Source organism: Listeria tempestatis (assembly GCF_963575625.1).
In the GTDB taxonomy this organism is placed as follows: domain Bacteria; phylum Bacillota; class Bacilli; order Lactobacillales; family Listeriaceae; genus Listeria; species Listeria tempestatis.
This window is the reverse complement of record NZ_CAUYTK010000003.1, coordinates 26,836-50,392: the sequence shown is the minus strand read 5'-3', so window position 1 is coordinate 50,392 and position 23,557 is coordinate 26,836. Positions and strand designations below refer to the sequence as shown.

At 38.0% G+C, this 23,557-nt stretch carries 19 protein-coding genes and 5 tRNA genes; 17 read left to right on the top strand and 7 right to left on the bottom strand.

From position 1 onward, the window contains the following. Positions 1–73: 73 nt before the first annotated feature. The 6 genes from R8923_RS05115 to R8923_RS05090 form a co-directional block, all read right to left on the bottom strand. Positions 74–724, bottom strand: a complete 651-nt coding sequence (locus tag R8923_RS05115; protein ID WP_485871687.1) for a phosphatase PAP2 family protein — start codon at positions 722–724, stop codon at positions 74–76. A gap of 68 nt (positions 725–792) precedes the next feature. Then, positions 793–865, bottom strand: a tRNA-Lys gene (locus R8923_RS05110). 5 nt (positions 866–870) lie between these two features. Continuing rightward, positions 871–945 (bottom strand) — tRNA-Gln (locus R8923_RS05105). A gap of 4 nt (positions 946–949) precedes the next feature. After that, a tRNA-Tyr gene (locus R8923_RS05100) sits at positions 950–1,033 on the bottom strand. Positions 1,034–1,044: 11 nt separating this feature from the next. Then, positions 1,045–1,118 (bottom strand) — tRNA-Thr (locus tag R8923_RS05095). Positions 1,119–1,259: 141 nt separating this feature from the next. Beyond that, positions 1,260–1,331 (bottom strand) — tRNA-Glu (locus tag R8923_RS05090). Between the two features lie 274 nt (positions 1,332–1,605). On the opposite strand from R8923_RS05090, the gene R8923_RS05085 reads away from it, so the two are divergent. The 17 genes from R8923_RS05085 (at position 1,606) to glmS (ending at position 23,315) form a co-directional block, all read left to right on the top strand. Next, on the top strand, positions 1,606–3,435 hold the full coding sequence (locus tag R8923_RS05085; protein WP_485871686.1) for an APC family permease: 1,830 nt from the start codon (positions 1,606–1,608) through the stop codon (positions 3,433–3,435). A gap of 415 nt (positions 3,436–3,850) precedes the next feature. Then, complete coding sequence (locus tag R8923_RS05080; RefSeq protein ID WP_485871685.1) at positions 3,851–4,099, top strand: hypothetical protein; 249 nt, start codon at positions 3,851–3,853, stop codon at positions 4,097–4,099. A 167-nt stretch (positions 4,100–4,266) separates the two neighbouring features. Beyond that, positions 4,267–5,229: a LacI family DNA-binding transcriptional regulator gene (locus R8923_RS05075; RefSeq protein WP_485871684.1), complete on the top strand. Its 963-nt coding sequence runs from the start codon at positions 4,267–4,269 to the stop codon at positions 5,227–5,229. 458 nt (positions 5,230–5,687) lie between these two features. Further along, positions 5,688–6,218, top strand: a complete 531-nt coding sequence (locus R8923_RS05070) for a phenolic acid decarboxylase (protein ID WP_485871683.1) — start codon at positions 5,688–5,690, stop codon at positions 6,216–6,218. Positions 6,219–6,239: 21 nt separating this feature from the next. Continuing rightward, positions 6,240–6,692: a lipocalin-like domain-containing protein gene (locus R8923_RS05065; RefSeq protein ID WP_485871682.1), complete on the top strand. Its 453-nt coding sequence runs from the start codon at positions 6,240–6,242 to the stop codon at positions 6,690–6,692. Positions 6,693–6,989: 297 nt separating this feature from the next. Further along, a complete protein-coding gene (locus tag R8923_RS05060) occupies positions 6,990–8,747 on the top strand; it encodes a glycoside hydrolase family 13 protein (protein ID WP_485871681.1) in 1,758 nt (585 codons plus the stop codon). A 183-nt stretch (positions 8,748–8,930) separates the two neighbouring features. After that, a complete protein-coding gene (locus tag R8923_RS05055) occupies positions 8,931–10,190 on the top strand; it encodes an extracellular solute-binding protein (RefSeq protein ID WP_485871680.1) in 1,260 nt (419 codons plus the stop codon). Between the two features lie 70 nt (positions 10,191–10,260). Further along, positions 10,261–11,568: a sugar ABC transporter permease gene (locus tag R8923_RS05050; RefSeq protein ID WP_485871679.1), complete on the top strand. Its 1,308-nt coding sequence runs from the start codon at positions 10,261–10,263 to the stop codon at positions 11,566–11,568. Then, positions 11,568–12,419, top strand: a complete 852-nt coding sequence (locus R8923_RS05045) for a sugar ABC transporter permease (RefSeq protein ID WP_485871678.1) — start codon at positions 11,568–11,570, stop codon at positions 12,417–12,419. The genes R8923_RS05050 and R8923_RS05045 overlap by 1 nt, the downstream gene beginning before the upstream one ends. Before the next feature lie 24 nt (positions 12,420–12,443). Beyond that, positions 12,444–13,244 (top strand): DUF1189 family protein, encoded by an 801-nt coding sequence (locus tag R8923_RS05040; RefSeq protein WP_485871677.1) that lies wholly within the window; start codon positions 12,444–12,446, stop codon positions 13,242–13,244. An 11-nt stretch (positions 13,245–13,255) separates the two neighbouring features. Then, entirely contained in the window at positions 13,256–15,514 is a 2,259-nt protein-coding gene (locus R8923_RS05035) for a glycoside hydrolase family 65 protein (RefSeq protein WP_485871676.1), read from the top strand. 186 nt (positions 15,515–15,700) lie between these two features. Beyond that, complete coding sequence (gene cdaA / locus R8923_RS05030; RefSeq protein ID WP_485871675.1) at positions 15,701–16,522, top strand: diadenylate cyclase CdaA; 822 nt, start codon at positions 15,701–15,703, stop codon at positions 16,520–16,522. Beyond that, a complete protein-coding gene (locus R8923_RS05025) occupies positions 16,519–17,862 on the top strand; it encodes a CdaR family protein (protein WP_485871674.1) in 1,344 nt (447 codons plus the stop codon). The genes cdaA and R8923_RS05025 overlap by 4 nt, the downstream gene beginning before the upstream one ends. Positions 17,863–18,025: 163 nt before the next feature. Further along, a complete protein-coding gene (glmM, locus tag R8923_RS05020; protein ID WP_485871673.1) occupies positions 18,026–19,375 on the top strand; it encodes a phosphoglucosamine mutase in 1,350 nt (449 codons plus the stop codon). Positions 19,376–19,436: 61 nt separating this feature from the next. Continuing rightward, entirely contained in the window at positions 19,437–20,273 is an 837-nt protein-coding gene (locus R8923_RS05015; RefSeq protein ID WP_485871672.1) for a hypothetical protein, read from the top strand. Positions 20,274–20,446: 173 nt separating this feature from the next. Next, positions 20,447–21,058: a DUF5105 domain-containing protein gene (locus R8923_RS05010; RefSeq protein WP_485871964.1), complete on the top strand. Its 612-nt coding sequence runs from the start codon at positions 20,447–20,449 to the stop codon at positions 21,056–21,058. A gap of 448 nt (positions 21,059–21,506) precedes the next feature. Then, positions 21,507–23,315, top strand: coding sequence for a glutamine--fructose-6-phosphate transaminase (isomerizing) (glmS, locus tag R8923_RS05005; RefSeq protein WP_485871671.1), 1,809 nt, complete (start codon positions 21,507–21,509; stop codon positions 23,313–23,315). A 32-nt stretch (positions 23,316–23,347) separates the two neighbouring features. Here the strand turns inward: glmS and R8923_RS05000 are convergent, their stop codons facing one another. Then, positions 23,348–23,554, bottom strand: a complete 207-nt coding sequence (locus tag R8923_RS05000; protein WP_485871670.1) for a YdiK family protein — start codon at positions 23,552–23,554, stop codon at positions 23,348–23,350. Positions 23,555–23,557: the final 3 nt, after the last annotated feature.

The window sequence follows — 23,557 nt, the reverse complement described above, 5'->3', positions numbered from 1 at the left end:
TATGTCACCTCGAATTTTTTCCTACGTTATTAATGTAACTTGTCAGACAAATGAAGTCAATAAGGCAAGTGAACTACTTTTTAATTCGGAAATTGCCATTTATATAAATGAAGGTCGCAAGAAAAATCGTCCCTAAACCAAGCAAACATCCAGCAAGAACATCACTCGGGTAATGCACCGATAAATACACACGAGAAATCATTACAAGTATCACGAAAAATCCAAATAAGAGAGGGACAATAATTTTACTGCTTTTTTTCTTTAGATAAAAAAGAATAAGTAAGATGGCTAAAAAACCATAAAAAGTTGTGGAACCAGTTGCATGACCACTTGGGAAACTATAGCCAGATATTGGAATAAGCGGTTCATCTGGCCGCGGACGTAAAGTGATATGTTTGAAAATTTGTGGAAGCAAAAGCTCCCCCGTAAGAAATGTTGCTCCCGTCCAAATTGCAATTTTACTACCTAATTTGCGCCACACAACGATAACCGTTATAAGCGAGAAGATAATCATTGCGACGGTGCCACCAAATTGCGTAAGTATCCTAAAAAAGTGTGTTTTTGCATCTGTAATGCTTCCTTGAACAAGAGGAATAAGCGTACTATCCAATTTTGAAATGAAAGAAAGCTGAAACATTACGCCAATCCATAGACAAAGAAAAAGTAAATAACAAATAATACTAAGTATTAAAAATGAATATTTTTGATTGACCTTTTGAACCATCTGAACCACCTCGCCTTTTTTAGTTTAAAGTAAGAAAAAAGGATGAAAGAAAAATCTTTCATCCTTGATGAGCCATGATGGGCTCGAACCATCGACCCTCTGATTAAAAGTCAGATGCTCTACCAACTGAGCTAATGGCTCAAAAATGGCTGGGCTAGCTGGATTCGAACCAGCGCATGACGGAATCAAAATCCGTTGCCTTACCGCTTGGCTATAGCCCATTACTGGTGGAGGAGAGTGGATTCGAACCACTGAACCCTAAGGAACGGATTTACAGTCCGTCGCGTTTAGCCACTTCGCTACTCCTCCAAATATTAAGATGCCGACTGCAGGAATTGAACCCGCAACCTACTGATTACGATTCAGTTGCTCTACCAGATTGAGCTAAGTCGGCATAGGCACATCTGAATGTTGAGGCAACAAATATCAGTCTCTTTTAAAATTTCAGATGTAAACACAACTTCCATTAAAAGTTACTTCATTATAATATAATATTTTCCTAAATAATGCTAGTTTTAAGAAATAAGAATTACAATGACCCGTACGGGATTCGAACCCGTGTTACCGCCGTGAAAGGGCGGTGTCTTAACCGCTTGACCAACGGGCCAAAATAAAAAGTAATTTTACAGCCAAAATCTATTATATAAACACTTTACAGATTTGTAAATACCTAAAATAAAGTTTCATTTTTCTGAAAATAACGGAGCTTTTAGATTTGCATTCCTTGACTGAAAAGAGGGTATAGAAGTACAAATTCAGCTACGCTACAAGTCCTTTTTCAAGTTGAAAAAAAAACGCGTTACTTCTATGGCTAGCTGTGCTATAATTTGTCATATTGTTTTTTGCTTATTTAAATTAAACTAAAAAAGGTAGGGAAAATCATGGCTTCGCCTCTAAAAAGATTATTAATTGGGCGCCCGCTTAAAAGTTCAGAAGCAGGGGAGCAAAAATTAGGAAAATTAAAGGCACTCGCAGTTTTATCATCGGATGCACTTTCATCTATTGCTTACGGAACCGAGCAAATTTTGCTTGTGCTTGTTACTGTGAGCGCAGCAGCAATGTGGTACTCGCTTCCAATTGCACTTTGTGTGCTCATTTTATTACTAGCTTTAAACTTATCCTACAAACAAATTATCTACTCCTACCCTCACGGGGGTGGGGCTTATGTAGTCTCTAGGGAAAACTTAGGAAAAAATGCTGGCTTGATTGCAGGTGGTTCACTGCTCGTTGATTATATGTTAACGGTAGCAGTTAGTGTATCTTCTGGTACAGATGCCATCATCTCTGCAATTCCATCCTTATTTCCATTTGCTGTTCCTATTGCTATTGTTTTAGTTATTATCGTAACTATCATTAATTTGCGTGGTATCACAGAATCCGCAAGTATTTTAGCAATTCCAGTGTATCTATTTGTTTTTTCCATTGTGGTTTTAATATTTACAGGTCTATTCAAATTAATAATGGGTATCGATGCCACTCATGAAACAGCATCAGTTGGGACACATGTACAAGGCGTTACGGTATTTTTACTACTACGGGCATTTGCGTCAGGTTCTGCATCTTTGACTGGTATTGAAGCTATTTCAAATGCAGTACCGCTCTTTAAAAAACCGCAAGCTAAAAATGCAGCAAAAACGTTAACGATTATGGCTTCACTGTTAGGTTTTTTCTTTTTAGGGATTACCTTACTTGCCTTTATGTACGGAACAGTGCCCGAACTCAAGGTGACGGTGTTATCTCAAATTGCTGAAAATGTATTTGGACGCAATTTCATGTTTTATTTTATCCAAGCAACAACAGCGCTCATTTTAGTACTAGCAGCTAACACAGGTTTTTCAGCTTTCCCACTACTTGCCTTTAATTTAGCTAAGGATAAATATATGCCACGGATGTATTTAGCTCGTGGTGATCGCTTAGGGTACTCGAATGGAATTATTACACTTGCGATTGGCTCTATTTTGCTTATTATTCTATTTAAAGGAAAAACAGAATTACTTGTCCCACTGTATTCTGTCGGGGTATTTATCCCATTTACACTATCACAATCCGGTATGATTATAAAATGGTGGAAAGAAAGATCAGAAGGTTGGAAGAAAAAACTTGCGGCGAATTTGCTTGGCGCAGTCATTTCATTTACCGTTTTGATTGTACTTTTTCTAACTCGAATTGAATCCGTTTGGCCAGTTTTTATCTTCTTGCCGATTATGATTTATGTATTCCACCGGACGAGAAGTCACTATTTGAAACTTGGACCGCAACTCAAAGTTGATGAGTCAATGGATCTTGATTTGCCAGACTTTAAAGGAAATGCTGTCATCGTTGCAGTTTCAGATACGACAAGAGTAGTTGAAGGCGCATTGAAATATGCTAAATCCATTGGAGACACAGTCATCGCGGTTCATGTATCTGTAGACCGTACACAAGGGAAGGAGTTTGTTGAAAGGTGGAATCGGGTCCATCCTGAAGTTAGAATTGCCCACCTATATTCAACATATAGGTCTATCTCCGAACCGCTGATGAAGTTTATTGATACCGCAAAACAAAAAGCGGACCAAGATAATTATTCATTAACTGTGCTCATTCCGCAGTTTATTCCTAAAAAAGGATGGGAAAATGTCTTGCACAATCAGACAAGCCTTATGATACGAACGAAGCTCATGATGAAACGCGATGTTGTTGTCGCCACATATCCATACCATTTGAAGGAATAACTTTCTTCGGGGGAAAGAAAAGTAATTTGTGGAACAGCTATAGGATAGCAACTTCTTTAGGTTTTGTAAAAAGAAGAAAATCTTATTTTTAAAATGAAATTTATTTAAAAACCTCTTTTCATTTGGATGAAAAGAGGTTTTTTTGTAGCCTAATATACAATGAAATACAAAATTGGGTATTTAGTAATGATTTTTATTTACAAAAAGGTAACAATTATATCATTTCGATGTCTGGAGAGAAGTTGACGTATTCGTAGAACGAAAAACGCGCTATTACCCCATTTATTGAAAAAAAGCGCAAACTTGACAAATTTGTGACGTTTTGAAAAACCCTTGAAAAATGCCATTTAACGGAGTATACTAAAAAGTGTAAGTGAGAGATTTTCACAAAGTTATGAAAGTAGGGGTGCGTTGTATGTCGGAACAGGATATTAGATATTTTGTATTACCAGCTTGTATCATTTTTATTCTTGGTATTGCGGCTATGAATAGCGTAGCTTCCCCGCTACTGAACTTTTTTATTGTGGCACTCATCTCATGTATTACAGGCGTAATTATAGGTACAACGCATCAGTTGTGTAAACTTGTCGCAGAAAACGTGCGTACATATCGCGCGAAGGAGTCGTCCAAAAAGAAAATGGGGACACAATACAACAAGGCTTAATGTGTTTTTTATCGAAATACTTCGGTTTGTATAGAAATTATAAGATGAATTGAATCAGACTATTGATAAAAGTTATTTATCAGTAGTCTGATATTTTTTATTTTCTTGTTCTAATAGAAAAAGATGATACAATTAAAGTACAAGAATCGAATTGGAAGGGGATTTTGATGGCCACATTAGCAGATGTCGCAAAAAAAGCGAATGTCTCAAAAATGACAGTTTCGCGTGTTATCAATCATCCTGATCAAGTTTCTGATGAATTAAAAACCCTCGTTTTTAAAGCGATGAAAGAGCTTGACTATGTACCTAATTTTGCAGCCAGAGCACTTGTACAGAACCGGACGCAGGTGATAAAATTTTTGATTTTAGAAGAAATTGATACAGTTGAACCATACTACATGAATTTACTGACAGGTATCAGCCGGGAATTAGATAAGCATTTTTATTCCTTACAGCTTGTTACACGAAAATCTAAAAATATCGGTTCTTATGATGGCTTAATTGTAACAGGAATTCGAAATGAAGATTTTGACTTAGGCGTATTAGATATTGAAAAACCTGTAATTTTATACGGGGAAAATACACGTGGTTATGATTTTATTGATGTGGATAATAAAAAAGGAACGAGACTTGCGACGGAACATGTGATTCATTTAGGATTTAAGCGTATCGTTTTTTTAGGCATTGATTTATTAGAAGAGCAATTTATGGTTTCTCGTCTGGCGGGATATGAAGAAACAATGCGCCGGAACGGGCTTACACCGGAATCCTACTTTTTAAAAAACAGTTCACGTGTAGCCGAGCAAAAAGGGATTGATTTGCTCCGTTATAACTCGAATGATATCGCCTATGTTTGTGCATCTGACCGAATTGCGATTGGTGTTGTTCGAGCTGGGCTGAGTTTTGGACGGAAATTTGGGGAAAACTTCGCTGTTACTGGTTTTGACGGTGTCTTTTTAGACCGCATCTCCTCGCCGCATATTACGACCGTACAATCACCTGTTATTGAAATGGGAGAAGAGCTCGCACGTATGCTTCTTCGCAAAATAAATGACGCCGGAGCCTCTCAAGATAATATTTTATTTGAGCCACAACTTATTGTGCGTGGTTCTACTACAGGGTTAGAGTAATCTTTCTATCAAGAATTTTAAAAGTTTAGTTTTTATTGATGAAAGGGTTGCTATTTAGTTAAAATATCATAAATGGACCGACCATCATTTTCACCGCTATGACGGAGAAAATGATGGTCGGTCCAATAACCAATTATTAATCTGTTCTTTTTCTAGGGGTCACTGAACAGATTTTTTCTAGTTTGATCCCAACAATTGTCATTTGAGAAGCTATCCGATTTTTATTCAAAGTTTTTAGTGCTGGGTGAATTTGGCCATACTTAGTTTGCCAAAGTTCGCCGATTGCAATCTGAAAAGGCGTTTTTAAAAATTATTGCAAGACATATTTTCCTGCCCAATTTGACTAATCGGAATATATCGAATTATATTTTTATGTGTACGTATAGTTACTTGACAAATTTCTAAAACAGGCACAATATGGATATGCAAATATTTATATATCATTAAGGAGGGGTTATATGAAGAAATTTGAAACTTTAGATGATTTTGTTGGATCTCATTTCATCTACACTTATGATAATGGTTGGGAATATGAGTGGTATGGTAAGAATGATCATACTCTTGATTATCGAATTCACGGGGGTATGGTAGCAGGAAGATGGGTGAGAAATCAAGAAGTTAATATGGTTCAATTGACAGAAGGTGTTTTTAAAGTGACTTGGACGGAACCAACGGGTACTGATGTAGCCCTTGATTTTATGCCTAATGAAAAGAAAATGCATGGGACTATTTTTTTCCCTAAGTGGGTAGAAGAACATCCTGAAATTACTGTTACTTTCCAAAATGATCATATTGATCAGATGATTGAAGCACGCGAAAAATATGAAACCTATCCAAAATTAGTTGTTCCAGAGTTTGCTAAAATTACGTATATTGGGGACGCAGGAATAAATAATGAAGAAGTTATATCAGAGGCACCGTATAAAGGGATGACAGATGATATACGTGCCGGAAAATATTTTGATGCCAATTATAAAAGAAAAAAATAATGAGTTATGTGGAGACGATGAATGATGAATTTAACAGAGTTTTTGGTAGGAACTTGGGAACTTGTTGACTATGAGTATCGAATAGATGGGAAAAAAAGTACACCTTTAGGTCTGCAACCCACAGGCTTTCTAATGTATACACCAGATGGTTATGTCTCGGCACAAATGATGAAAAGAGGAAGACCTCCCTATAAAAGCCATGATTTGCACACCGGAACAGAGAAAGAAATGGCAGAAGCTGCTCATGGTTATTTAGCTTATGCGGGTGCTTATAAAATTACAAGCTTTGATGAAGCAACGAATACCATAACCATACTGCATACGATGTCAGTGAGTATGAATCCAACTTGGCTTGGTCAAGTTCAAAAAAGATTTGCAAGATATGAGGATGGTTTATTGACAATAACAGCAGAAGTTAATGAATCTAAATTAGTGTGGAAAAAAGTAAAGTCTGATGATGGAGATGAAATTTAAATAACGAATAGAAGTATATGTTTTTTTAATAGAATATAAGACTAGGGTTTTAATAATGACTCTAGTCTTTTTTATATTCTCATTTATAGTCGATGTTCACACGAAAAAGGAATCAATTGATTTTTGATAGACAGGGATTCTGCATTATATAATCCGGTCGGAAAATCTGTTCAATAAAATTCAAACCATTCTAAGAGAGAATACGTTTTTTTGTTACCGTTAACGAGGAAAAAAAGATTGCGAGCGGTTACATTGTTTGCTAACGTTGTGATAGAAAGTAAAAAGGAGGGCATATTCATGGAAAAAGCTGCAATTTATCACCAACCGGCAAGTCACTATGCTTTTAGTTATGATGGTTTTGATTTACATATTCGTATTCGAGCAAAAAAGGATGATATTAAGAAGGTCATGCTTATTTGTGCGGATCCGTATGAGTATGAGAACGAAAAGTGGATGGGCGAGCGGTTTGAAATGAGCAAAATCGCGACGACAGAAGAACATGATTATTTTGGCTTTGTCGTAGAACCAGAACGTAGACGTGTGCAATATGGTTTTATTCTAGAGGATTTTGAAGGGGAAACGATATTTTACGGCGGGCGTGGCTTTTTTGAAGATACGCTAATTAATTTGAATACGATGGACTATTATTTTAAATTCCCGTTCATTCATGAGGTGGATACTTTTAAAGCGCCGGAGTGGGTTAAAAACACAATCTGGTACCAAATTTTTCCAGAACGCTTTGCAGATGGAGATCCGAGTTTATCACCGGAAAATGTACTTCCTTGGGGTAGTAAGGAACCAAGTACAACCGACTTTTTTGGTGGCGATTTAGTTGGAATTACTGAGCACTTAGATTACTTGGAAAATCTTGGAATTAATGGGATTTACATGACGCCGATCTTTGAGGCGCCGACAAATCATAAGTATGACACACTTGACTATATGAAAATTGATCCACATTTTGGCGACAAAGAGACGTTTAAAAAGCTTGTCGATGAAGCGCATAAACGTGGGATAAAAGTGATGCTTGATGCTGTTTTCAACCATATCGGTGATACGAGTGAAATGTGGCAAGATGTGATACAAAATGAGGAGAAATCAAAATATAAAGATTGGTTTCATGTGCATAGTTTCCCTGTTCGCTACGGGGAAAATGGGAACGTGGAGAATGCAACATCGATTTCATATGACACATTTGCCTTTACAACGCACATGCCAAAATTAAATACGAGCCATCCAGAAGTGCAAAAATATTTGCTCGATATTGCGGCTTATTGGATTCGAGAATTTGATATAGATGGTTGGCGCCTTGATGTTGCAAATGAAGTCGATCATGCTTTTTGGAAAAAATTCCGTCAAGTCGTGCGAAGTGAGAAAGAAGATGTTTATATTTTAGGAGAGATATGGCATGATTCTTGGATTTGGTTGCTTGGTGATGAATTTGATGCGGTGATGAATTATCCGTTTACGCAGACGATTATTGAAAACTTTATTGAAAATAAAATCTCACCTGAAAAGATGATTGCAAGTATTAATGAGCAATATATGCGCTATCCAAAACAAGTGAGTGAAGTCATGTTTAATTTGCTGGATAGCCATGATACAGCGCGAATTTTAACGCGCGCAGACGGAAATAAAGATAAGGTGAAACAGGTACTCACATTCATGTTCGCTCATACTGGTTCGCCGTGTATTTATTATGGAACTGAAGTGGGAATGAGTGGTGCAAATGATCCACTTTGTAGGAAATGTATGGTGTGGGATGAAGAAAAACAAGATTTAGATATGTTCACATTTACAAAGCGTTTAATTGCAATCAGAAAAAAATATCAAGCACTCATTTCACGCGGTGAACTGATTTGGGACAATAGTCGGGTTCAGGAAGGCTTGGTTATGTTTAAGCGTGAACTAGACGGAGAAGCCATTACTTTTATTTTTAACCAAGGGAAAGAGGAGAATGTCGTGTCTGTTGAAGCGAGTATCGACGTCTTTCGGAATGAAAAGATTGCGCCAGAAGTTGTTGTACCGAAAGATGGTTTTCGGATTGTGAAATAGGAAGCAGGTTTTGGAAACGAATTTGCGTATTTTTCACAAATGCGTTTCCAAAATTCTGTTATCGGTAACATGAAAAATGGAGTTGAAAACGTTTTCTTGTCATGGCTATAATAAATGTAAGGTTAACCTAGTTTTACGAAAGAAGCGTCAAACTGATTTTTTAAATTTGAGGAGGAAAAGGTAATGGATTTGAAAAAGAAACTTGGTGTTTTAGGACTGGCAACTGGTCTTGTTCTAAGTTTAGCAGCATGTGGCGGCGGAGCATCTGATGATAAAGCAAGTAGTGGGGATACGAAAACATTAACTGTTTCAGTTGATAGCGGATACAAAAAATATATGGATTCAATTAAAGGTGATTTTGAAAAAGAAAATAATGCGAAAATCAAAATTGTTGAAAAAGATATGTTTGAACAATTAGAAGCGCTTCCACTTGATGGACCTGCTGGAACGGCACCAGATGTTATGATGTCTGCTTACGACCGAATCGGGGGGCTAGGGCAACAAGGGCATTTGGCAGAAGTAAAACTAGGAAATAAAGACCAATATGATGATAAAGACGTAAAACAAGTTACAATAGACGGAAAAATATACGGAGCACCAGCAATTATTGAAACGGTTGTGCTTTATTATAATAAAGATTTAATTGACAAGGCACCTGAAACATTTGGCGATTTAGAAAATCTCGCAAAAGACACACGTTTCGATTTTAGTTCTGAAAAAGGAAAAAATATCGGTTTCTTAGCAAAATGGACAGATTTCTACTTCTCTTATGGGCTTTTAGCAGGATACGGCGGTTATGTATTTGGAGATGATGGTACAAATCCACAAGATATTGGTTTAAATAATGAAGGTTCTGTAGAAGGAATTACTTATGCAACGAAATGGTTCCAAGATATATGGCCAAAAGGAATGCAAGATAATAAGAGTGCTGACGACTTTATTCAAGATCAATTTGTTAAAGGTAAAACAGCAGCAATTATTGGTGGACCATGGTCAGCAGCAAATTATAAAGAAGCGAAATTGAATTACGGGGTTGCTAAAATTCCAACGCTTCCAAATGGAAAAGAATATTCACCGTTTGCAGGTGGTAAAGGCTGGGTGATTAGTAACTATTCAAAAGAAAAAGATTTAGCGCAAAAATTCCTAGATTATGTTACAAATGAAAAAAATCAATCTACATTTTATGATTTAACAAATGAAGTACCAGCGAATACCGCTGCGAGAAAAGCGGCTCTTGATAAAAATGATGAACTAACAAATGCTGTTATTGAACAATATGAAAATGCTCAACCAATGCCAAATATTCCAGAAATGGCTGAAGTTTGGACAGGAGCAGAAAACTTAATGTTTGATGCAGCTTCTGGTAAGAAAACACCACAAAAATCAGCAGACGATGCTGTAAAAGTTATTGAAGATAACATTTCGCAAAAATACACGAAATAAAATAATGACGTATGGGAAAGCTTTCATGCTTTCCCGTACGGACTATTAAAAGAAGTGAGAGGGTAACAAAATGGATATCGAACAAAAGGAAATAAAAAATGTCCGTAAAGCGACTTTGTTATCAATCATTCCCGGGCTAGGCCAGTTTTATAATAAACAAAATTTTAAAGGAATTATCTTTTTAGTTATTTTCATTTTGTTTGCGATTGAGCTTGCTATGTTTGGTTTTCGAGCTTTGTATAATTTGATTACGCTTGGATCTATTCCTGGTGTCGATCATTCGCTCTTTCTTTTGATTGAAGGCACGTTGCAACTCATTGTTACAATGATATTTATCGGCTTTTACATACTTAATTTATACGATGCAAACCGAGTGGCTAAACAGTGGAACCTCGGGGAAAGTGTCAATGTTAGCACAAAAGCCATCTTAAAAAATATGGTGGATAAAGGTTTCCCGTATCTCTTTACGATGCCGGCGTATATCGTCATGACTTTTGTCATTATTTTCCCTGTATTAGTAACACTTTTCATGGCATTTACAAACTACGATTTTTACCATATTCCACCAGCCAATCTCATTGACTGGGTAGGATTTAAAAACTTCTTTAATATTTTCTTCTTGAGCGCTTACCGTGACACATTCCTAAGCGTCTTCTCATGGACGATTGTTTGGACACTTTGTGCGACTACCCTACAAATCGTATTAGGCGTATTCACAGCAATTGTTGCAAACCAAAGCTTTATTAAAGGAAAACGCCTTTTTGGTGTTATCTTTCTATTACCATGGGCGGTTCCAGCTTTTATAACCATTATGAGTTTTTCAAATATGTTTAATGACAGCATTGGTGCGATTAATGCGCAAGTCATTCCACTTTTAAACCATCTGCCATTTGTAGATATTAATGCCATACCGTGGAAGACAGATCCATTTTGGACGAAAGTAGCCCTTATTTCCATTCAAGGGTGGCTTGGTTTTCCGTACATTTACGTGATGGTGACAGGCGTCTTGCAAGCAATTCCAGGAGAACTGTATGAGGCCGCACGAATTGACGGCGCAAGTGCGATGGCGCGATTTAGAAAGATTACTCTACCGATGATTTTATTTGTAACAGCACCTGTTTTTATTACCCAATATACATTTAATTTTAATAATTTCTCAATTATTTACCTCTTCAATGAAGGAGGACCTGGCAGTGTTGGCGGTGGCGCTGGCTCGACCGATATTTTAATTTCATGGATCTATAAACTCACGACAGGGACATCCCCGCAATATGCACTCGCGGCAGCTGTAACACTTATTATTTCAGCAATTGTCATTGGTGTTTCTATGATTGCCTTTAAGAAGACTAATGCATTTGGAAATGAGGAGATGATGTAATGAAGGCATTTTTTAAAGATCAAAGAACAACGAACTTTTTGACGAAGTTTTTCACTTATTTGTTTTTACTAGCGCTTTCCGTTGTCATCCTTTATCCAATCTTAATTACCGCATCATCAGCATTTAAACCAGGGAACATTGCAGCCTTCTCACTTGAATGGTCGGATGACTGGACACTAAGTAATTTCGCGCGCTTGTTTAACGAAACACTCTACCTTGATTGGTATAAAAACACGCTAATCATTGCGACTTTCACGATGATTTTACAGGTTATAATCGTTACATTCGCTGGATACACATATAGTAGATATCGTTTTAAGGGGCGGAAAAATAGCCTAGTCTTCTTTTTAATTATTCAAATGGTACCAACAATGGCGGCATTAACAGCTTTTTACGTACTCGCAATGTTACTCGGAGCACTCGATCACTACTGGTTCCTAACGCTTATTTATATCGGCGGGGGGATTCCGATGAATACATGGCTCATGAAAGGCTATTTTGATACCATTCCACGCGATTTGGACGAATCGGCAAAACTAGACGGGGCTGGGCATTTCCGGATTTTTGGGCAAATTATTTTACCGCTCGTTAGACCGATGATAGCTGTCCAAGCGCTTTGGGCCTTTATGGGACCGTTTGGCGACTTTTTACTAGCGAAATTTTTACTGCGTACCCCAGAAAACTTAACGATTGCAGTTGGATTGCAAAGCTTCATTTCAAACCCACAACAACAAAAAGTGGCATTGTTCGCGGCAGGTGCCATACTAGCAGCACTTCCAATTTGTCTCCTTTTCTTCTTCTTGCAAAAAAACTTTGTTTCTGGTTTAACAGCAGGCGGTACGAAAGGATAATCATTTTTTGAAAGGAGTCCTAAAATGAAAAAGCAAACCTTTCCGGAATTATACTTTCCAAATATTTGGAGCCCTAAACGGATTTTTGCAGCCCGAAAAAATCTTTCGTGGTTAAAAATGCTTTTTTGCTTTATTTTACTGAATGCGCTATTACTTATACCGATTTCGCTTCATCAGGCGAAGCAAAACGATTTTGAAATTTTGAAATGGACGAGCGGTTTAGATGCGCTTTCCAGTAATCAGGCGGCGAGCCAATTGGAACAGCTTAAAATTGAAGATGGGAAACTAGTAAATGGAAGCGAAATGGTTTTTCAAGATGATAGTGGCGTCTCTGGCGTTTTCGTCCCGCAACATACATTTGATGTCGCTAAGAGCGCAATTTCATTTGGTGAAACACGTTTAGACTTAAAAGATGCATCTGGCTACAAGTTTTCCTTAGTTTATCCAGAAAGTGGCGTGGTTACGAACTTGGGAGATTTTATTAACACAACTTGGTACGCGCAGTATAAACCGGTCGTATTTCTAGGAATGGTTTTCGTTTTAGGCACTTTAACATTCGTAAGTTCGCTCATGCTCATTTTATTTAGTTCCATTTGCTTAGCGCTCACGAAAAAAAGTTCTTTTTCAAAAATCAATTCATTTAAAGAAGCGATGAATTTATCGCTGAATGCAATTGGACTACCAACGCTTGTCGCGACCATTTTTGGTTTCATTTATTTTGATATCACAGTAATGATTGGGATTCAGTCACTCGGTGCGGTCTTACTCATTGCAATGACATTTTTAAAAACACGTTTTTATAAAGAAGATGTGAGGTTAGTTTAGGAGGATTTAGCATGAGGCAACGATTATTCGAAGTAGACGCATGGAAACTGAGAACGAAAGAATTAAATAAAGAACAAAAACGTTTGCAGGAAAGTCTAACATCTATTGGAAATGGCTACATGGGCATGCGCGGCAATTTTGAAGAAGGCTATTCAGGGGATACACATCAAGGTACTTATATTGCAGGTGTTTGGTTCCCTGATAAAACACGGGTGGGCTGGTGGAAGAATGGCTATCCTGATTATTTTGGTAAAGTCATTAACGCGCTTAATTTTATTGGCATCGAAGTACTTATTGACGGTGAGAAACTAGATTTATACACAGATACATTAATCGATTTTGATTTAACACTTGATATGCAAAAGGGAATTTTAACGCGGCAATTCACCGTTTTAAAAAATGATAAACGCTACGAAATTCGCGCCACTCGCTTTTTAAGCATTGAAACGCGCGAACTTGCTGTTATACAGTATACAATTACAGCCCTCGATGGGGATGCAGAACTTGTTTTAGCGCCATTTTTAGACGGAGAAGTTCATAATGAAGATGCCAACTATGACGAAATGTTTTGGGAAGCTGTGGATGTGACAAAAAATACACTTACAACGCGGACAATCCCAAATGCATTTGATACAGAACGTTTCACAGTACATGCACATATGGAAAATAAAATTTCGGGTGAAGTTTTGGCGGAAACAGAACATACGAGCTCGCTTTATACCGAAAAACGGTTTAAGATTTTAGCGAAGAAGCAGGCGCCTGTTACCCTTGAAAAACGTGTGGTTATAACAACTTCGCGAGACGGGGCAGATTTAAAAGAACGCGCACAAACGATTTTAGAGGATCAAGCTATGAAGTCTTTTGAAAATCTTTTCGATGAACAGGTCGCTACCTGGGGGGAACGCTGGAATAAAGCGGATGTGGTGATATCAGGGGACGATTCTGCTCAACAAGGAATTCGTTTCAACATTTTCCAATTGTTTTCCACTTACTACGGCGAGGATGCCCGTCTAAACATCGGTCCAAAAGGCTTCACGGGGGAAAAATACGGCGGCGCAACTTATTGGGATACAGAAGCCTTTGCCCTTCCCATGTATTTAGCGCTAACAAGCGAAGAAGTACCACATAACCTCTTAAAATACCGTTTTAATCAGCTTGAACAGGCGAAACAAAACGCTCGGAAAATTGGTTTAAACGGCGCGCTCTATCCAATGGTTACTTTCACTGGAATTGAATGCCATAACGAATGGGAAATTACATTTGAAGAAATCCATCGAAACGGGACGATAGCGTACGCGATTTACAACTATGTCACCTATACGGGAGACAAAAACTATCTGACCGAGTATGGCCTTGACGTTTTAGTTGAAATTAGCCGCTTCTTTGCGGACCGCGTCCACTTATCTGACCGGTTAAGCAAATATATGATTCATGGTGTTACAGGTCCAAATGAATACGAAAATAACGTGAACAACAACTGGTTCACCAATTATATGGCAAGATGGACGCTCCAATTCACATTAGAAAACTTAGATGCTAAGACGAGTGAGCGCCTGCAAATTAATACGCAAGAACTTGAAAAGTGGCAAGACATCATAAAACGCATGTACTTCCCTTATGATGAAAAGTGGCAAATCTTTATTCAACACGACACTTTTCTTGATAAAGAATTACGCGCAACAGACACACTAAAAAGCACTGATTTGCCAATTAATCAAAACTGGTCTTGGGATAAAATCTTACGCTCCTGCTTTATCAAGCAGGCGGATGTGCTACAAGGCATTTACTATTTCCCCAATCATTTTGATTTCGACACCAAACAACGTAACTTTGAGTTTTATGAGCCGCTAACTGTTCATGAATCAAGCTTATCACCAGCGATTCACGCCGTTATCGCGTCTGAAATCGGTAAACATGATAAAGCCGTTGAAATGTACGAACGAACAGCACGCCTTGATTTAGATAACTATAACAACGACACAGAAGATGGGCTCCACATCACATCAATGGCTGGCAGCTGGCTTGCTATCGTGCAAGGATTTGCAGGTATGCGGACGACACAAGGGAAATTAAAATTTGCTCCTTTCTTACCAAAAACATGGCAGGACTATTCTTTCAAAATTAATTATCGCCATACGCTGATTCAAGTTCATGTAGAAAAAGAGCAAGTATGCCTAAAACTATTAGCAGGAAAAGAGATACCAGTCTTTGTTTACGACGAAGAATATTTACTTACATCTACAGCGGAATTAAAACTAAGGCACCAATAAGAAAAAAGCTTTGCTGGAAACTCTAGCAAAGCTTTTTTCTTATAAAAATCTTTAACAAACTGTCTTTTTGATTTCTTTTTATGGCTGTATACTTATGCTATAATGAAAATTATGAAAGAACAGTGTCTAAACTGTTTAGAAAAACTAGCATAGATATTAAGTTGCTTTAGCATTGGAGGCGAAAAGATGAGCTTTGCAAATATACCACTTTTACAATACTTAGCGAACATTGTAGATATACTTGTTGTTTGGTTTGTCATTTATAAATTAATTATGCTCGTCCGCGGAACAAAGGCGGTTCAGCTTTTAAAAGGTATTTTTATTATTATCGTTGTGAAAGTGGCAAGTAGCTTCCTGCATTTGCAAACGGTTGAATGGATTACTGACCAGGCATTAACGTGGGGATTTCTTGCAATTATCATTATTTTTCAACCAGAACTCCGTCGTGCGCTTGAATCGCTTGGACGGGGAAATATTTTTATTCGACTCGGCACAAGAATCGAGAAAGAGCAACACAATTTGGTTGATTCTATTTTGAAATCGACAAATTATATGGCAAGACGCCGAATTGGCGCGCTTATTTCGATTGCAAAAGATACTGGTATGGAAGACTATATTGAAACAGGGATACCGCTTCATGCGAATATTTCTTCCCAACTTTTAATCAATATCTTTATTCCGAATACGCCACTTCATGACGGAGCAGTCATCATTCGTGGAAATGAAATTGCTTCTGCGGCAAGTTACTTGCCGCTGTCTGATAGCCCCTTTTTATCCAAAGAGCTTGGAACAAGACACAGAGCAGCGCTTGGGATTAGTGAAGTGACGGATAGTTTAACGATTGTCGTATCGGAGGAGACAGGCGGGATTTCTGTAACAAAAAATGGTGAATTATTCCGTGAAGTGTCGGAAGAACGGCTAAAGGAAATTTTGGAAAAAGAACTAGTTACGCAAGCAGAAGCGAAAAAATCCTTCTTTTCACGTTTGAAGGGAGGTCGTAAAAAATGATGGATCGCATTTTAAATAATAAATGGTCAATTCGTATTCTCTCACTCGTTTTAGCTGCGATTTTGTTTACATCCGTTACAGCTGAAAATAATGCGGGTGATGGTTCTTTTCAAACGGCTTCTCAGATGGACACAGAAACCATTCAAAATGTGAAAGTTCAAGTTTATTATGACAAAGAAAATTTGTATGTTTCTGGTGTGCCAGATACGGTAACGGTAACACTTTCCGGACCTAGAAGCATCGTTCAAAATGCGCGCGCGCAACAAGATTTTGAAGTGTACGCCGATTTAAGAGATGCTAAAATTGGGGAACAAACAGTGAAATTCCAAGTAAAAGATATTTCGGAACGATTGAAAGTGACCATTAGTCCTGAATCTGCCAAAGTGAATGTGCAAGAGAAAGTGACGAAGCGATTTTCTGTTGAAGCAGAAATTGGCAACGCGGCCATTGCAGACGGATATAAGGCGGGAACGCCGAAGATAGATCCAGAAAAAGTATCAATTACAGGTGCCAAAGACACGATTGAACAAATTGCTTATGTGAAAGCGAACGTTGAAACAAACACAACGCACAAGGAAGACTTTAAAGCGGAAGCTACAGTTTCTGCGTTTGACAGTCATTTAAACAAATTAGATGTTGAAATTAGTCCTGAAAAAGTAGATGTTTCAGTTCCGGTAGAAAAAGTCGGGAAGTCAGTACCGCTTAAAATAAATCAAACGGGGACGCCTAGTGATGATATTACAATCTCAAGCATCACGCCTGATACGAAGGAAGTCGTAGTTGAAGGTGAGGCGGATGTGCTTGATAAAATTAATCAAATTAGTGTGGATGTAGATGTAAGTAATATTACAGCAGATACCGTGCAAAAAGTGACTATTCCAGTACCAAATGGCGCAAAATCTGTTCAGCCACAGACTGTTGAGGTGCGAATAAAGACGGCAAAAAAGTCGAATAATGATTCAAACACGAATCAAAATGAACCCGATTCAAACAATGATACTAATCAAGGTTCAGATGATGAACCTGACGGAGATCAAACGGTTTCAAAGACTTTCCAAAGTTTAGATGTCTTTACAAGAGGATTGCCGTCCGCCTATACAGCGGAAATGATAACGCCTGCTAATGGGAAAGTGAATGTCACATTAAGCGGTCCAAGAAATACCATTAATCAAATTAGTGAGTCAAGCATTACTGCAATTGCAGATCTATCAAATGCAAAAGAAGGCGAATATAGCACTAAAATTCAAGTGAATAATTTACCTAGTAAAGTAAGTTATAAACTTTCTGTAAGTACTGCTGATTTTTTGATTAAGGTCAAAGAAACGGCTGCTGTAAGCTAATAAAGTCGCATTTTTTTCGGCAAGATGAAATTTTTAATAAAAAAAGGTATAATAGAAATTGCATTGTCTTTTGGTAGAAATGAAATAGTTGAAGAATGCAAGCAGAAAAAATCTGCTGTTAGAAATGTAATCCAATGTTTTGATACAGAAGGAGAGAATTATAATGGGAAAATATTTTGGAACGGACGGAGTTCGCGGTATAGCTAATCAGGAATTATCACCAGAGCTTGCTTTCCGCTTAGGACGCATGGGAGGCTACGTTCTAACCAAACATGTGGGAGAGCACCCGAGAGTATTGGTAGGAAGAGATACACGTATTTCAGGGGAAATGTTAGAATCTGCGCTTATTGCAGGACTTGTTTCTGTAGGAATTGAAGTCATGCGTTTGGGTGTTATTTCAACACCAGGAGTTGCTTACTTAACACGTGCACAAGGCGCCTCAGCCAGTGTAATGATTTCTGCATCACACAACCCAGTTGAAGATAATGGTATTAAATTTTTTGGTTCTGATGGCTTCAAGCTCTCAGATGACCAAGAACTTGAAATCGAAGAACTACTCGATAAAGAAAAAGATGAGCTTCCGCGCCCTAGTTCTGACGGATTAGGAACAGTGAGCGATTATTTGGAAGGAAAGCAAAAGTATTTACAATTCTTGAAGCAAACAGTTGACCAAGACTTTTCAGGTGTACTTGTAGCTCTTGACTGTGCTCACGGAGCCACATCTAGCTTGGCGAATCATCTGTTCGCTGATTTAGAAGCAGAAACCGTGTCAATGGGCGCTTCACCAAACGGTTTAAATATTAATGATGGTGTTGGTTCAACACATCCAGAAAGCTTAGCTGCATTTGTAAAAGAAAAAGAAGCTAACGTCGGCTTAGCATTTGACGGAGACGGGGACCGCGTGATTGCGATTGATGAAAATGGTGAAATTGTCGATGGCGATAAAATCATGTTTATTTGTGCCAAATATTTAAATGAACGCGGGTCTCTTAATCAAAATACAGTTGTTTCAACGGTTATGAGTAATCTAGGCTTCTATAAAGGGTTAAAAGAATTGAATATTGCAGATGTGCAAACGGCTGTTGGTGACCGTTACGTTGTGGAAGCCATGCGTGCTGGCGACTATAACCTCGGCGGGGAACAATCGGGTCATATTATTTTCCTTGACCATAATACAACAGGAGATGGCCTATTATCAGGTATCCAACTTATTAACGTGATGAAGGCGACTGGTAAGAAATTATCGGAGCTGGCTAATGAAATGCAAACTTTCCCGCAAAAATTAGTGAACATTCGTGTTACGGATAAAAATGCGGTAGAAGAAAATCCTAAAGTAAGTGAAGCGATTCGTCTTGTTGAAAGTGATATGGGAGATAACGGACGTGTCTTAGTTCGTCCTTCAGGAACAGAACCACTCGTTCGGGTAATGGTCGAAGCCGAAACAACCGAAAAAACAGAAGCCTATTGTGAACAAATTGCAAGTGTTGTTCGCGCAGAGATGGGTTTGAGCTGAGTAACCTAAAAATCCCGTTATCGATTATGATAACGGGATTTTTATGAAAGAAAGGATTTTTATGTTGCAAAAATTACGCCAAGTGGCTGCAAGTTTCACAATAATGATAGGTTTCACCCAACTCTATAGCTTTTCTAGCGCTGTCTATGGCTATTTCATGAGCGATTCAGGTAATTACAATTTTGTTTGGAACTACTGGGTCATCGGCTTATTCGCGCTACTCCTAATTGTGAGCGGGGCAGTCATGATTCAAAATGATATTTTTCGTTTAGCTGTAGCCACTATTTTACTTGCCTATACTGCTTTTCAAGCATTTTCAGTTTATTTTTATCAAATCCAGCCTTTGCTTGATAAAACAGAAGACATTCAAGGCCCATTTAATTACACCAATTCTATCTTAGCGGTTATTAGCCTTATTTTATTTTTTGTTTTCCTTTTTAATAAAAATGGTCTACTTACAACAGAGCTCAACCAGAATGAAAGTTGGAAACGCAAGTGGCTTGTGACAAGTGTTATCTTTTTAGTAGCAAGCGCAGGACTCACAATTTGGCTTTCTGTCATTATTATTCAGCATTTCCAAAATCCAAAAGTCAGCGATGCATACATTTTTACAAATGATTTTGATGCAGTATTTGCCTGTGTGAGCACAGTGCTTTTATTAATAGCAGCAGCCTCCAGTTTAAAACGAGGGTCTTACTTTATGGCGGGAATCGTGCTTGGAATCGGCTTTTTATATTTGTCTAACTATACTTGGTTTGAACAATGGATGAACTTTGCGATAAAAAATGGGTATGACCTTGCCGAAAATGAAAATCGCTTGTTCGGCATCCAATTTGTCGTAGGTATTTCTGGTTTTCTTTCAGGATTGTTAATTCTTATTGGGAAAAAAAGTAAATAGTTTCACTTTTTCAAAGTAATTCGATGTTTTCTGTGTCAAATAGGTGAATTTTATAGGGAATCTATTGAGACTTCTTGCAAAAATGATATACTAGGATAGAAAGTATATTATTGTTTTGGGGGGATTTAGTTTTGAAGAAAAAGGGTATTGTTAGTTTAATTTTAATTTTCGTTATGTCTATCTTTTTAACGGCATGCGGGAATGACCGTGTGGAGCCTAAAGAAGCGGCTGAAGTTACTGTTAATGCGCTTGTATACGGAAAAGACACGGATAAAGTAAAGGATGTATACGGTGAAGACGGTACAGATACGGAAAAAGAGTTTGAAAAGGGCTTTAAACAGAGCTTTACATCTTCTTTAGCACAAATGACAGGCAGCACTTTGAACATTGATAGTGAAGTGGATAGTTTATACAAAGCTTTACGTAATCGCGTTAAAGAAAAAGCAACGTATACAGCAAAAGTAACAAATGATGATAAGGAAAATCCTGAAATTACGTATTCAATTAAAGGTCTTAATATGAATGCCGTACAAGAAAATTTGACGACTGAATTACAAAAGGAACTTACAGCAGACCCGTCAATTGCTTCTGACAAAGATAAACTTATTAAGAAGTTACTTGAAGTTTACACAGATCAAATTAATAAAGCAGACATTGTATCGACACCAAAAGAGGTAAAACTGAAGCTTTCAGTGAACTCAAAAGATGAAAGCGTATGGAAAATGGATAGCCAAGTTCTATTTGTCCAAGAATTAATGCAAGCTTTCTACATGGGTGGTATGTAAAACTAATAAAAAATGGAAGTCTATTAATAGATTTCCATTTTTTATTTAAATTTTTCTTTTTCTTGTCTATACCAATTGTTAATAATTGGCTTAATAAAATGCTTGACCAACTATACAATTTAGTGTAGAATGATTTTGTTTCCTTGAAAAAAAGGAAAAGGAGGATCGTTTACAATTAAATAAAAGCGCCAGAACTAATTGAACGGAACGAGCGACTAGTGAAATCCTAGCTTGCTACGAAATTAGTTGACGAGGAGGAGATTAATCGAAATTTCGGCGGGAGTCTCCCGGCTGTACATGCAGTCGTTATGCTTTAGCTACAAACCATTTGGGTGACCAAGTGAACAGAGCGCTAAAGAGCATGTGTTTTTCTCCAAGGAAACGAAAATTTTTCGGGAGGGCAAAAAATTGGATTCGTCTGCCCTTTTTAACTATTGGAGGATAAATTATGTGTGGAATTGTAGGATTTATTGGTGAAAGAAATGCAAAAGATGTTTTATTAAATGGACTAGAAAAACTAGAATATCGTGGTTACGATTCAGCAGGTATTGCGTTACTTGATAAAAATGATGTTTATGTTGTAAAAGAACAGGGACGGATTGCTGATTTATCTCAAGCTGTCGCAAAAAATGCATACGGAGAAATTGGTATCGGACATACGCGCTGGGCGACACACGGGAAACCAAGTCGCAAGAACGCGCATCCCCATCAAAGTCCGTCTGGTCGTTTTACGATTGTTCATAATGGCGTTATTGAAAACTATTCTCTTTTAAAAGAAAATTATTTAAAAGAGGCAACATTTAAAAGCGATACGGATACAGAAGTCATCGTTCAGTTGATTGAGAAATTCGCGAACGAAGGTTTAACGACCGAAGAAGCGCTTCGCGAGACGCTCACACTTTTACGCGGCTCATACGCCATTAGTTTGATCGATAAAAAAGAAAGTCATACGCTTTATGCGGCGAAAAGCAAAAGCCCGCTTCTAATCGGTAAAGGAAATGGCTTTAATATTATCGCAAGTGATGCGATGGCAGCTTTAAAAGAAACTGACCAATTCATTGAAATTATGGACGGAGAAATGGTGATTTTAAAACGTACAAGCATTCAAATTCGAAGCATTGAAGGCGAAGAAATTGAGCGCTCACCTTATACAGCAACCATTGATGCGACAGATATTGAAAAGGGCACTTATCCACACTATATGTTAAAAGAAATCGATGAGCAACCGGCTGTAACACGCCGCATTATCCAGTCGTATCAAAATGAAGCTGGCGAACTTAGTGTAGATGAGGCGGTCTTAGATGCCATTTTAGCCTCTGACCGTGTGCACATCATTGCTTGTGGCACGAGCTATCATGCAGGTCTAGTTGGAAAAAATTTAATTGAAAAATTGGCGCACATTCCTGTAGAAGTCCATGTTTCCAGTGAATTTGGCTATAATATGCCACTTCTATCTGAGCGCCCGCTATTTTTATTTATTACGCAAAGCGGGGAGACAGCAGACAGCCGTCAGGTGCTCGTGAAAGTGAAGAGTATGGGATACCCAACACTAACGCTTACAAACGTTTCAGGATCAACTCTCGACCGTGAAGCAGATCATACTATGTATTTATTCGCGGGTCCTGAAATTGCAGTAGCCTCAACAAAGGCCTATACGGCACAAATTGCGGTTTTAAGTGTGCTAGCGGTTGCACTTGGTCGAGCAAAAGGAATTCAAGACGCGCTAGATTTGAATCTAGCTACTGAGCTTGGTATTGTCGCGACAGCCATGGAAACGATGGTATCTTCGAAGGAATTAGTTGAACATATTGCCGGTGAGTTTCTCGCAACTACACGGAATGCTTTTTTCCTAGGAAGAAGTGTCGACTATTTCGTCGCTATGGAGGCGGCTTTAAAGCTGAAAGAAATTTCGTATATTCAAGCGGAAGGGTTCGCGAGTGGCGAGTTAAAGCACGGCACAATAGCACTTGTTGAGGAAGAGACACCTGTTTTAGCTATCGTCACCCAAGAAAATATTAACTGGAATATCCGCGGAAATGTAAATGAAGTTTTAGCACGCGGGGCAAATGCTTGTGTATTTGCAATGAAAGGCCTAGAACAGCCTGGTGACCGTCTTGTGATTCCGCAAGTTCATCCGCTTTTAACTTCACTTGCTAGCGTTATTCCGTGCCAATTACTTGCCTATTATGCGGCGCTTCACCGTGAGTGCGATGTAGATAAACCTCGTAATTTAGCGAAAAGTGTTACAGTAGAATAAACTAAAAAAGCTTCCAAATTTTGGAAGCTTTTTTAGTTTTTATCAGATGGTGGAGTATTTTTTTTAAAGCCTTGGATAATAAAGCGGGCACCTGTCACAAAATCCACAGCCGCCATGCCGGCAATCACATAAGCAAAAAAGCCCCATCCATTTAAGTTTACTTGTTGTATCGCGAAATAAACGAATACGATACCTAAAATAATATAAAGCAATCCTTGTAATAGAAAGCGTCGATTCATATC